General features: G+C 73.2%; 7 protein-coding genes and 1 pseudogene. 2 read left to right on the top strand and 6 right to left on the bottom strand.

Annotated features, from left to right (window positions below):
- The first annotated feature begins 131 nt into the window (after positions 1-131).
- Complete coding sequence (locus tag FLV34_RS16255; RefSeq protein ID WP_142650711.1) at positions 132-857, top strand: Uma2 family endonuclease; 726 nt, start codon at positions 132-134, stop codon at positions 855-857.
- Here the strand turns inward: FLV34_RS16255 and FLV34_RS16260 are convergent.
- From FLV34_RS16260 to FLV34_RS16270, 3 genes are all read right to left on the bottom strand, one after another.
- A complete protein-coding gene (locus tag FLV34_RS16260; RefSeq protein WP_147943482.1) occupies positions 832-4,089 on the bottom strand; it encodes an ATP-dependent DNA helicase in 3,258 nt (1,085 codons plus the stop codon). The two genes, FLV34_RS16255 and FLV34_RS16260, sit on opposite strands and share 26 nt — an antisense overlap.
- Positions 4,083-7,322 (bottom strand): ATP-dependent DNA helicase, encoded by a 3,240-nt coding sequence (locus FLV34_RS16265; RefSeq protein WP_142650713.1) that lies wholly within the window; start codon positions 7,320-7,322, stop codon positions 4,083-4,085. Before FLV34_RS16265 ends, FLV34_RS16260 begins: the two co-directional genes overlap by 7 nt.
- 71 nt (positions 7,323-7,393) lie before the next feature.
- Positions 7,394-8,245 carry a helix-turn-helix transcriptional regulator gene (locus tag FLV34_RS16270; protein ID WP_142650732.1) on the bottom strand — a complete coding sequence of 284 codons (852 nt, stop codon included), beginning with the start codon at positions 8,243-8,245 and terminating at the stop codon, positions 7,394-7,396.
- A gap of 105 nt (positions 8,246-8,350) precedes the next feature.
- On the opposite strand from FLV34_RS16270, the pseudogene FLV34_RS42480 reads away from it, so the two are divergent.
- A pseudogene (locus tag FLV34_RS42480) lies at positions 8,351-8,506 on the top strand (SDR family NAD(P)-dependent oxidoreductase); the annotation flags it as partial.
- Between the two features lie 158 nt (positions 8,507-8,664).
- On the opposite strand, the gene FLV34_RS16280 reads toward FLV34_RS42480, so the two are convergent.
- From FLV34_RS16280 to FLV34_RS16290, 3 genes are all read right to left on the bottom strand, one after another.
- Entirely contained in the window at positions 8,665-9,207 is a 543-nt protein-coding gene (locus FLV34_RS16280; protein WP_147943483.1) for an RDD family protein, read from the bottom strand.
- A gap of 59 nt (positions 9,208-9,266) precedes the next feature.
- On the bottom strand, positions 9,267-9,761 hold the full coding sequence (locus FLV34_RS16285; RefSeq protein WP_205830872.1) for a DUF6010 family protein: 495 nt from the start codon (positions 9,759-9,761) through the stop codon (positions 9,267-9,269).
- 149 nt (positions 9,762-9,910) lie between these two features.
- Positions 9,911-12,808, bottom strand: a complete 2,898-nt coding sequence (locus FLV34_RS16290) for a CDP-glycerol glycerophosphotransferase family protein (protein WP_142650715.1) — start codon at positions 12,806-12,808, stop codon at positions 9,911-9,913.
- Positions 12,809-12,816 lie beyond the last annotated feature (8 nt).

Consider the following 12,816-nt stretch of genomic DNA (forward strand, 5'->3'; position numbering starts at 1 on the left):
CCCCCGGTAGGGCATTCCTTCACCGCGTCGCCCCTTCCGAGCGATCTCCCGCCCATCACTCTCCTGTTACTTTCCGTGGCGCTCTGGAAACCTTCCGTACCATCAATGGAGGAGCAGGAGAGGATGGCGCTATGGCCCTCACCAAGCCGACCAAGCGCGGCAGGCGCGACCACCGCGTCCCGCAGAAGCAGGTCAGCCCCGTCCCCGACGATCTCGTCGCGGACGAGCCCAAGCCCTCGGAGGACAGGCTGCCCGAACGTCTCGAGGACCAACTGCTGCAGATGTGCCTGGCGTTCCAGGAAGCCGATTATCGGGCGGAGATCCACAACTGGCAGGTCGTCGTGAGCCCTGCAGCGAACAGGGAGCACGTCGACATCATCGACAGGCTCTCCGATCTTCTGTACCCGTTGAAGCTGGCCAACCGCTGGCGCTTCCACCAGAGCTGGGGGGTTCACATCCCACCGCAGCCCGACCTGCGACTGCCGGACCTCATGGTCGTGCCGGAAAGGGCCGAAGCGTTCGACGAGATGCGCGCTCACGGGCGCAGCCTCCTGCTGGCCGTGGAGGTGTGCTCGTTCAGCACGCGCAAGGTCGACTGGCAGGAGAAGCCACTCGACTACGCGCGGGCGGGCGTGCCGCTCTACCTGATCGTGGACCCCCTGGCGACTCCACGCACGGTGACCCTGATGAGCGACCCGCTCCCCGACCTCGGCCCCCGCGACGACCGGCAGCCGTACCAACGGATCGTCACCGCCGAGGAGGGCGAGGTGCTGGAGCTGCCCGAACCGTTCGGGATGAAGATCGAGACGAGCGCGCTCTTCGATGAGGTGGTCAGTCCTCCGGAACCCGCTGAATGAGCGTGGTGAGACCGTCCGCGTCGAGGAGATCCACGGGCCGGACGGTCTCGTTCGAGCGCACGTAGTGGAAGGCCGCCCCGACCTTCTCCAGCGGCACCCCCGCCAGCGCCGCCCAGGCCACCCGGTAGGCCGCGAGCTGCACCGACGCGGTCTCGGCGGCCCTGCCCTGCGGCCGTTCGCCGGTCTTCCAGTCGACCACCACGTAGCCGTCGCCCTCGCGGAAGACCGCGTCCATCCGCCCGCGCACCAGACGGTCGCCGATCATGGTCTCGAACGGGACCTCCAGGTCGACCGGCTCACGCGCGGCCCACTCGCTCTCCTCGAACCGCTCCTGCAGCTCGGCGAGCTGGATCTCGGTCTCCGACAGCTCGTCGGCGGCGCCGGGCAGCTCCAGGTCGTCGATCAGGCGCTGCTGGCCCCAGCGCGACTCCAGCCACCGGTGGAACGTGGTGCCCCGGCGCGCCAGCGGAGCGGGTTTACGCGGCACAGGCCGGCGCACCTGCCGGGCGAACGCCGCCGGGTCCTGGGCCAGCGTGACCAGCGACGACACCGACAGTCGCGACGGCAGCTCCACGACCGCCCCGGCCCGCTGCCGGTTCGTCTCCCGCTCGCGCAGCAGCAGGTCGGTGTCGCGCGCCCAGGCCCGCAGCCGCTCCCGATCCCGGTCCCTGAGCAGGGCGTGACCATCCGCCGCCGGGGGCGGGGCGTCGCCCATCATCGCCTCCTCCACGAGGCGGGCGCCGTCAAGGATCGCGTCGTGCCCCGTGACGGACGGCCACTCGGCCACCGGCGGCTCGGCGAGCAGCGGATTGTCCGTGCTCTCCGCGTCCTCGGCCCACCGGACGACCCGGGCGCCCGCCTCGCGGATCTCCCGCAGGAAGTCCGACGGCTCCAGCGGCCGCGACGAGGAGCCCCAGCGGTAGCCGGAGGCGATCAGCAGGTAGTGCGCCCGGGTGACGGCGACGTACGCCAGCCGCCGCTCCTCCATCAGGTCGCGGTCGCGGCAGCGCTCGTCGAAGGCACCCAGCGCCTCCCGGTCCAGCCCGGCCAGCTCGGGCAGGTCCGCGCTGTCCCCCCGCAGCGGGTACGGCAGCTTGCGCGGGTTCTCCGTCCACCGCGAGTTGGTGACCGGGGTCGCGGGGAACATGCTGCCCCTGATCAGCCCGCCCTTCTGCGAGGTGAGCTGCGACAGGCCCGGCACCACCACGACCGGCCACTCCAGTCCCTTGGACGCGTGGACGGTCATCAGCTTGACCGTGTTGCTGTCGCCGACCCGCCCGGCCTCCAGCCCGAACTCCTCGCTCTCCGCCGCCTTGAGGTACGCCAGGAACGCGCCGAGCGTCGGGTCCTCCGAGTCGCCGGCGAACCGGGAGGCGGCGTCGAGGAAGGCGTCGAGGTCGGCGCGGGCGGCGAGCGGGCTACCGCCCCTGGCGGCGACCTCCACGTCGAGACCGAGCCTGCGCTCGATCTCGCTGATCAGGTCGGGCAGCGGCTGCCCCGCGTGGCCCCGCAACCAGCGCAGCTCACGGGCGACGGCAGGCAGCCGCATCCGCGCCGGCGGGGAGAACCGCTCCAGCCAGTCGGGCCGGTCGGGCAGCTCGTCGAGCGCGTCGATCAGGCTGCCGCGCTCCTCGGCGAGGTCGGCGACGACCTGGTCGAGCGGGTCCTCCGGCCGTGGTCCTCCCCTGGCCTGCCTGATCTCCTTGTTGAGCTCGCGGGCCAGGTCGCCGAGCACCTTGAGGTCGGCCGGGCCGATCCGCCAGCGCGGGCCTGCGAGCAGCCGCACCAGCGCGTCCCCGGCTGTCGGGTCGTACAGGGCCCGCAGGGTCGCGACGATGTCGGCCACCTCGGGCACGGTGAGCAGCCCGCCGAGGCCCACGACCTCCACGGGGATTCTCCGGGCCTCCAGCGCCCGGCGCAGGGCCGGGAACTGCGACCGCTTGCGGGCGAGGATCGCGACGTCCTGCGGCTGCAGGGCGGGGCCGCGCTTGGCCCGCTCGCCCTCGCCCCAGGGCAGGCCGTCCGGGGCGCCCTCGCCGTGCAGCATGCCGGCCAGGCCCTCGGCGATCCACTCCGCCTCGTCCTCGGCCGTCTCGTGGAAGGCGCACAGCACCCGCCCCCGGCCCACCCGGTTGCCGCCGGGCACCAGCACCGGCACCTCACGGGCCTCCTCGCGCAGGGGCGCCTGGATCCGGGCCGCGACGCCGAGCACGTGCTCGCCGTTGCGGAAGCTGACCGACAGCCGCCGCACCTGTGCGGGCTCTCCGGACGCCGCCGGGAAGTCCCGGGGGAACCGGGACAGGTTGCCCGCCGACGCGCCGCGCCAGCCGTAGATCGACTGGCAGGGGTCGCCGACCGCCGTGACCGGGTGGCCCCCGCCGTACAGCGAACGCAGCAGCACGAGCTGGGCGTGGCTGGTGTCCTGATACTCGTCGAGCAGCACGACGGAGAACCGGGACCGCTCCGACGCGCCGACCTCGGGATGCCGCGAGGCGATCCGCGCGGCCAGCGCCATCTGGTCGCCGTAGTCGATGACCTCCCTGGACCGCTTGAGCCGTTCGTACGCCTCGACCATCGGCAGCAGTTGCTCGCGGACGGCCTGGGTCTCGACGGGCTTGCGCTGGTCCTTGACGATGCGCCCGGTGAGCGAGGCCAGGCGCTCGCGCAGCCAGTCGCCGACCTCGCGTACGTCCGACGGTTCGCGCAGGTGCTCGGCGAGCTCTCCGGCCAGCTCCAGCACGGCGGCGGTGACGCTGGACGGGGACAGGTCCACCCGGTCCATCGGCCCGTCATACTGGCCCACCACCCGGGCCGCCATCTGCCAGGCCACGGCGGGCGTGACGAGCCGCATCGTGGGCTCCAGCCCCTCGCGCAGCGCGTGGTCGGTCACCAGCCGGGCGGCGTACGCGTGATAGGTGGAGACCGTCGGCTCGGAGTCGAGCAGCTCGGGCTCGACCAGCCCGGCCGCCGCCAGCCCCGCCAGCCGCTGGCGCACCCGCTCGGCCAGCTCGGCGGCGGCCTTGCGGGTGAAGGTGAGGCCGAGGATCTGCTCGGGCCTGGCCAGGCCGTTGGCGACCAGCCAGACCACCCGCCCGGCCATGGTCTCGCTCTTGCCGGACCCCGCCCCCGCCACGACCACCATCGGCTCCGGCGGCGCCTCGATGACGGCCGCCTGCTCGGGGGTGGGCGGGAGGATCCCGAGCCGGCCGGCCAGCTCACCGGGCGTCAGCACACCTGTCCTCCGTTGTCGTTCACAGGGCAGGCGATTTTAGCGGCACAGGTGCGGCAGCCGTCGTTGACCGTGGCGACGAACACGTTGGCGGACATGCCGGTCGCCACCGTCTTGACCAGCTCCTTCGCCCAGTCGGGCTCGGGGTCGTCGGCGAGCGCCCGCTGGGCCTGCTCCTTGGCGTCGGCCGACTGGCCCGCCGCCTTGCCCAGATGCAGCAGCGACGCGCCGCCCGGCTGGGTGAGGCCGTGCCGTTCGAACGCGCCGAGCGTCGTGGCGAGCTGATACACCCCGAGCTGCGGGTGCCGGTCGATCTCGGTGTCCTTGGGCTTGCCGCTGCCGGTCTTGATGTCGATGATCAAGGCTCGGCCGGCCTCGTCCCGCTCGACCCGGTCCACCCGGCCGGTGATCTGGATGTCGTGGCCCGGCACCCGTACGGTGAACGCCTCCTCGACGGCGACCAGATCGCGCTGTTTGTCCTTCTGCCACCTGACGAACCTGTCGACCATCTGCTCGGCGACGCGGCGCTGCTTGCGGTTGAACCACAGCCCGCCGAAGTCGAACTGGTCCCAGATGTCGTCGAGCCGCTTGACGTAGTCGGTGCCGTCCTCGGTGGCCATGGCGGCGATCGCGTGGACGACAGTGCCGAGGTTCTGGGTGACGTTCGACGACCCGGCCCCGACCGCGGTCTCCAGCATCCAGCGCAGGCCGCACTTGGTGAAGCTCTCCACCGACGACGGTGAGATCTGCACGACGTCGTCGGGCCAGCCGAGCGGCCGGTCGTCGGAGATCGGGGTCAGCGCGTACCACTCGCCGGGATTGGCCCCGGGCACCCCCGCCTGGGCCAGCCTGGCGAGGTGCGCGGCGGCCTCGCGGCGCATCGCCTCGGACTTGCTCGTGTCGCACACTGCCGCGCGCAGGTCCGCGACCAGCGCCGGCATGCTGAGCCACCGCGCCCGGTCGTCCACGGTCGCCGCCTCCACGCCGCCGGGCAGCAGCTCGGTGAGGAACCGGGAGGGCCGTTCGTCGGTGTCCTCGCCGCCGACGGCCGTGACGACGAGCTTCCTGCGGGCGCGGGTGGCCGCGACGTAGAACAGCCGCCGTTCCTCGGCGAGGAGCTTGGACGCCAGCGCGGCCGTCGCCGCCTGCGTGGTGTCCAGCGCCGAGCCGCCCGCGAACTCCACCCCGCCCGCCAGATCCACCAGGGCCTCGGTGCCGAGGAGCGAGCCGCGCAGGCGCAGGTCGGGCCACAGGCCCTCCTGGACGCCGGCGACCACCACCACGTCCCATTCGAGGCCCTTCGACCGGTGCGCGGTCAGAATCCGTACGGCGTCGCCCTCGGGGGCCGACTCGGCCAGCGAGTCGCCGGCGATCTCCTGGGACGTCAGGTCGTCGAGGAACACCGCGACCCCGGCCTTGGGCAGCCGGTCGGTGAAGCGGGCCACGTGGTCGAACAGGGCCACGACGGCGTCGAGATCGCGGTCGGCCTGGGCGCCCCGGGCCCCGCCCGCGAGGCTGGCCTCGGTCCAGCGCTCCGCGAGCCCGCTGGCCTGCCAGATCTCCCACAGCGTCTCCTCGGCGCCCTGGCCGTGCCGTACGGCCTCGCGGGCGGTCGCGATGAGCCGCGCGAGCCGTTCCGCCGGCGCCGCGACGTGGGGCTCGACGCCGCCCAGCTCCCGGGCGTCGCGCAGCGCCGCGACCAGCAGCTCGTCCGACGAGCGCGGGGTGAAGGGCAGCGGCGGCTGACCCGCCTCCTCCGCGGCGGCGGCCTCCGCGGCGACCGCCTCGTGCTCGGCGATCCGCAGGGCGCGGCGCAGCCGGCGCACGCCGATCATGTCGGTGCCGCCGAGCGGACCGGTCAGCAGTTCCTCGGCGGTCGCCACGTCCAGCGTGGACGGCGCGGCGGCGATCCGCAGCAGTGTGATCAGCGGCCGGACGCCGGGCTCCTGCACCAGCGGGAGCTCGTCGCCCGCGACCACGACGGGCACCCCCGCGGTGACCAGCGCCCGCCGCAGCAGCGGCACGTGGCGCACGGCGCTGCGCACCAGCACCGCCATGCGCGACCACGGCACCCCGTCGAGCAGGTGCGCCCGGCGCAGCGTGTCGGCCACCACCGCGGCCTCCTGGCTGGCGCTGTCGGCCAGCAGGACCTTCACCTCGCCCGGCTCGGCGTCCTCCAGCGGGATCAGGTCGCGGTGGCCGCCGGTCCTGTTCTCATGGCCCGGCACGGCCGGGAGGCGGCCGGCGACGCGGCGGGAGGCCTCCAGCAGGGCGGGGCCGCTGCGGCGGCACACCCGCAGCGCGACCACCGGGGCGTCCCGCCCGTCGCGCGTCGGGAACCGCTCGGGGAACCGGAGGATGCCCTGCACGTCGGCGCCGCGGAAGCCGTAGATCGACTGGTCGGGGTCGCCCACGGCGATCAGGTCGCGGCCGTCTCCCGCGAGCTGCCTGAGCAGGAACTCCTGCGCCGGGTCGGTGTCCTGGTATTCGTCGACGAGCACCAGGTCGTACGCGTCCCGCTCGCGCCGCCGCACCTCGCCGTCGGCCAGCAGACCGGCCGCCTCGCGGATCAGCTCGGAGTAGTCCAGCGCGGGCACCGGATCGAGGTCGAACCGGTCCTGATAGCGGTAGGAGAACAGCCCGGCGGCCTCCCAGTCGGGCCTGCCGTGCTCGCGGCCTAACCGCACCAGCGCGTCGCCGTACAGACCGCGCTCGGCCGCGCGGGACAGGAAGTCGCGCAGCTCCTCGGCGAACCCCCGGGTCTTGAGCAGCTCCCGCATGTCCGGGGGCCAGTGCCGCGCGCCGTCCTCCAGCTCGCCGTGCAGCAGCCGGCGGATCTCCAGCAGCTGCTCGGGGCCGGTGAGCAGGCGCGGTGGCGGCTCACCGGCCAGCACCGCCTCGCGGCGCAGCAGCGCGTACGCGTAGCTGTGGAAGGTGAGGGCCAGCGGGGTCCTGGTAGTCCTGCGCATCCGGGCGGTGATCCGCTCGCGCAGCTCGCCGGCCGCCTTGCGGCTGAAGGTGAGGACGAGCACCCGCTCGGGGTCCACGCCGCGGCGCTCGACCCGGTCGACGACGGTCTCCACGATCGTGGTGGTCTTGCCGGTGCCCGGCCCGGCGAGCACGAGCAGGGGACCGCTCTCGTGCTCGACGACGGCGCGCTGATGTTCGTCCAGCACGGGAGCGGCGCGGCGTCCCACTCCCCCGCGACGCACCAGCCGGTAGTTCTGACCACTCACAACACAGCATTCCACCAGATCACTGAGACAGATCGTGCCCGAATGCCCACTCGGTGTCCCAGTAGGGCGGATCAGCCGGCCGTCGGCACCCGTGCGTCCGGTTTATCCAGATCGCCGCGCTGGGCCCGCCAGAGCCGGGCCAGCACGCGACCGATCGGAGAGGCCGGATCGGCGGTGTACATGACGACCAGCAGGTCGGGGTCCCCCGGCAGGGCCAGGGTCTCGTACGCGAAGTCGAGATCGCCCAGCTCCGGGTGGCGCAGCAGCTTGACGCCGAAGGTCTTCTCGGCGACCCGGTGCTCCTCCCACAGGCGGGCGAAGTCCGGGTCGGCGGACAGATCGGCGACAAGCGGGCCCAGCAGCGGGTCGTCGGGGTGCCTCCCGGCGTACAGCCGCAGATAGGAGATGGCCTCGGCGGCCACGGCCGGCCAGTCGCGATAGGGGGTGCGCGCACGCGGCGTCAGGAACGTCTGGCGGGCCATGTTGCGCTCGCCCTCGGGCATGTCCGAGAAACCGGTGACCGCGTCGGCGAGTGCGTTCCAGGCGAGCACGTCCATCCGGGGCCCGAGGACGAACGCCGGCACGGAGTCTGCCGCGTCGAGGAGCATCCGTACCCCGGGCCGGACGTGGCCGAGAGGAGCGCGCCGGTCGTCCGGCGGGCGGAGGAGGCGGCGCAGATGCGCACGTTCGGTGCCGTCCAGGCGCAGCACCCGCGCGACCGCGTCGAGCACCTCGTCGGAGACGTTGCGGACGCGCTGCTGCTCCAGGCGGATGTAGTACTCCGCGCTCATGCCCGCGAGCAGCGCGACCTCCTCGCGCCGCAGCCCGCTGACCCGCCGCCGCCCGTGCGCCGGGAGGCCGACGTCCTCGGGCCGGATCCGGGCCCGGCGAGAGCGCAGGAACCGTCCCAGATCGCCATCCATGACGTCCAAGCCTAGTACCGGCTTTACCAGGAAAAAGCGTGTGCTGGGTATGCCCGGCCCGCCCCGGCAGGGTGGCTCTCGTCAACCTCGAACGAAGGAGTCACCGTGAGCTACGAGAACCTGGCCGGACGCGTCGCCGTCGTCACGGGGGCCGCCAGCGGCATCGGAGAGGCGACGGCACGGCTGCTGGCCGCCTCCGGCGCGAAGGTCGCGTTGCTCGCCCGCCGCGCCGACCGGCTGGAGGAAGTCGCCGCCGCGGTCGGCGACGTCCTCGGCGGTCAGGGAGGTGATGACTTCGTACATCCCGGCGAGCTGCGCCCCGAGCTCCCGGATCGCCTACACGGTCAGCCGGGCACGGCACGTCGACCTCCGTCAGGTCGTCGCGCTTCCGGCGAACCAGGTCTGAGCGGGCAGACCGATCACGGCGCCTGCGGCCGGACGACCCGGGTGCCGGAGAGCAGGTCATAGGGCGTCCTGCCCGAGGGCAGGAAAAGGGCGCCCAGCCAGGCGAACATGATGACGTAGACGATGATCGTCAGCACCAGCAGAGACCCGGGCGGGTTCGGGGCCGCGGTGGCGAAGCCGTACGCGACGGTGTGCCCCAGTTCCCACGGCAGAGCGATCTTGGCGGTGTTGCGCAGCAGCGCGCGCCCGAAACCGATCGGTCCCCCCGAGCGGGCGTCCACGACGATCAGGCCCCTGACCCGCTTCCCCGGCGTGGCCTGGAAGCGGCCGGACTCGCGCCAGGCGCACCACAGGGTCACCGGCGCGATCAGGAGGAGGAACGAGACGAGGTTCCACAGGCCGACGGGCAGCCGCAGTCCCGCCGAGTAGACGACCACGCCGACGGGGACCAGGAGCAGCGGAAGGATGAGGATGAACAACCAGTCGATCAGCCAGGCGGTGATGCGGCGCCAGGCCGGTGCGCGGGTCCCCCCGATGAATGATGACGAAGTCGACATGGCGTCCTTTCATGAACGTTCAGGACGCTACCGGGGTGGAGCGGAGGAGGCACCACTCATCACGGAGAAACCGGCATGCGCGGCCGGGTGATCCGGGCCCGTACGAGGCCGATGAGCGAGGGACCGCCCCAGAAACACCACAGGGCGATGACGGGGTCGCAGACGGCGCAGCCGAAGGACGAGTCGTGGGCGAAGGGGATGATCGGGCTGCCCTTGAGGTGGTGGAGGACGTCCCAGGCGGTGTGCAGCAGCCAGGCGATCCCGATGAACGTCCACGACTCCAGGCCGCGGTAGGCGCAGTAGGCGACGAGGGCGGTGAAGGGGAACTCCCAGCCGCCGAGGCCCCCGCCGCTGAGGTAGGCGGCCCCCGCCCCACCCACCATGATCGCGTTGAAGCGGCGGCGGGCCGGTTCGGGGATCAGCGACATCAGCACGGCGTAGGCGAGGCCGATCAGGATCGGCAGGACGAGATTCATGGTCGTGCGGCTCTCTCGGATGGCTGTCGTGAGCGCGAGCGGCGTGCCCGCGCCGGACAGCCAACCAGCCGGCCGCATGCCCGCCCAGGGGCATTGGCGTCACATGCCGACGGGATCCCGCCAGGCCGCCTACGCGGACGGCCGTCCCTCGCCGGCCACGCCTGTCCCCTGGGGATCTCCTCCGTCCGGCACCGGTGCCTCGCGATCCTCGGCGTTCCCGGTGCCGGTCAGGAGGAGAACACGTGGTCGATGACCCGGGCGGTGGCCTTGCCGTTGTCGTGCGGCGCGTAGGTCCGCGCGAAGGCCGCGTAGCGGTCGGCCAGCTTGGCGGTCACCGCGTCGATGTTGCGCAGGGCCTCCACGACCTCGGGCGAGGTCTCCAGCCGCAGCCCCGGACGCTGGGACTCCAGGTCGAGGTACAGCCCGCGGGACGAGCGATACTTGGCCAGGTCCGGCGTGAACAGCACGACCGGCCGCCCGGTCGCCACGAAGTCGAACATCACCGAGGAGTAGTCGGTGACGAGCACGTCGGCGATCAGCAGCAGATCGGCGGTGTCGGGATAGGTCGTCACGTCGATCGCGAAGCCGTCGTGCGCGTTCACGTGCGGGAAGGCCTGCATCATGTGGCCGCGGACCAGCACGACGTGATCGGCGCCGAGCGCCCGCTTCGCGTCCGCCAGGTCGAGCTTGACCGTGGCGTTCCTGCGGTCGTAGTCGCGGTAGGTCGGCGCGTACAGGACGACCCGCTTGCCCTCGGGGATGCCGATCCGCCGCCGGATCTCGGCCGCCATCGCGTCGCGGTCGCCGGAGACGAGCACGTCGTTGCGCGGGTAGCCCGACTCGAGGATCTCGCCCTCGTAGCCGAACGCCTTGCGCAGGACGGACGACGCCCACGGGCTCTGCGACAGCAGCAGGTCCCAGCCGCGGACCTCCACCGCCTGGCGGTGCCAGACCGGGGGCCGGGGCTCGCGCTTCATGTGGGCCTGGTCGCGGCCGATGTGCTTGACCGGCGTGCCGTGCCAGGTCTGCACGCACACCTGGTCGTCGCGGGTGCGGAACCACTGCGGCATGAAGCCGTTGGACACGATGTAGCGGGCGCGGGCCAGCGCCTCGTAGTGCTCCCGGCTGCCCTCGCGGACGACCGTGGGCGTCACGCCGTCGCCGAGCCCCAGCTCGCGCGAGCCCGGCGGCACGAACGCGCCGTCCCTGACGACCCAGATGTGCTCGCCCTCGTCGCCGCGCCGCACCCGCTCCTCGTAGATGGCGCGCGGATTGTCGGAGTAGGCACGGCCATCGAAGGAGACGTAGACGGTGGCCTCACGCAGCGGCCGGGCGCGCTCGGCGGGGTAGAACGTGCGGCTCAGCGCCCACACACCCGCCGCGCTCCGCTCGTCGCCGGGCCGGTCCTCGGCCGCCACCAGCACCGGCACGTCATAACGGGTGGCGACGAACCGGTAGACCCGGCCGCCGATGAGCCGGGGGCTCTCGTCCAGCGCGTCGAGACCGGCGTGGTCGAACCGGACGGGCACCATCGCGGGGCCGTACCGGCCGGGCGGGGCCACCGAGATGTTCCAGGTGCCCTCGGCCAGCGGCACGGCCGACCCGAAGCGCGGCATCGCGCCGGGCGACAGCCGTACGGTGAAGCGCTCGCCGTCGCGCTCCAGAGGCACGCGGATCGTGAGCCCGCCCCGGTGTCGCAGCACGAGGTCGCGCGGGCCCTGGTCGGGGTCGGGGTAGCGGCCGGTGAGCGTGATCGACTCGTCGTGCCACTCGGCCGAGGTGATCACGGGCAGGATCTTGTGACCCGAGATGACGACCCGGTCGCGCCGGTCGCCCTGCACCGTGATCTCGCGCTCGCCGAGCAGCAGGCGGGTCTCCTCCGCGCCCTCCAGCATGACGGCGGCGGCCGGGTCTCCCTTGGGCTCGACCCACAGCCGACGGGACTCGGCGTTGAGCAGGGTGCCGACCGCGAGCGACAGCGAGAACCGGCTGCCGCCCTCGACCGGGGTGAAGTCGGCAGACATGCGGTGACCGCCGACGCGGGCCTTGCCCTTGGTGACGGGCCGGCCCGGCAGGAAGCCGGTGAGCTCGATGTTGTCGCCGTTCAGCCGCACGCCGGTGAGCTGGGCGCGGGTCGGCTGGTAGACCACCTGCAGCGCCTTGTCGGAGGTCCACACGGGCCGCACCCACCAGCGCGGGCGCACCTGGAGCCCGGCCGGGCGCTCGGTGCGGCCGATCACCGGGCCGCGCAGCACGCCCTTGGCACGGGCGGCGCGGCTCCAGATCACGATCTCGGCCCGCCAGGTGGTGGTGTCCTGCACGATGTGGCGGCGGCGCAGCACCCGCTTGGCGCCGCGCACCAGGGCCCGCACCCCGGCACGCCAGCGCAGCGCGAACGGATGCACCTCGGCGGTGAAGCCCGCCCAGTCGTAGTTGCATCCGGGCTCGCGGGCCGCGTGGGTCGCCTCGGGGCGGTAGGTCCTGCGGGTCTTCATCGTGATCCGGGGCAGCCAGCGGGGGCCGCGCAGCACGACGGTGGCGCGGTTGAACCGCCCGCTGCGGACCGACAGGCCCGCGATGTAGGCGTGCCCGGTCACCCTCAGGCGGTTGCCCACCCAGGTGATGTCGTCGATCTGGGTGACCGGCACGAGGTCGGCCGCCCGCAGGCGCAGCAGCGAGGGGTCGGCGACCTCCACCGGCAGGTCGGCGTACCACCGCAGGCCCCGCCGCACCCGGCGGGAGGGCTCGGCCGCGGCGGCGGCGAGCTTGGCCAGCGCGTCGCCCTCGGCGAGCTCGCCCGGGTCCTGCGTCTCGATCAGGTGGCAGGCGACCCGGCGCCCGACCGGCAGGTCCCGCTTGACCTTCGGGTCGACCTCCGCGAGGTAGGGGCGCAGCGCGTCGATGGTCTGACGGCGGCGGGCGGGCCCGCGTTTGGCGGCGGCGTCGAGGCGCAGACCCAGGGGACCGACGATCGCCTCGCGGTCGACCTCCCGGCGCTGCGCGGGGCTGAGCCCCTCCGCGCGCACGAGCGCGACCAGCGCGTCTATCGGCTCGCCCCGGTCGTATAGCTCCTGGACAGCCCGCAGTCGTTCAGCGACGGCGTCGCTCGTGGGTGCGGGTGTCATTCGGGAGG

Source organism: Microbispora sp. CSR-4, assembly GCF_008033685.1.
GTDB lineage: Bacteria > Actinomycetota > Actinomycetes > Streptosporangiales > Streptosporangiaceae > Microbispora.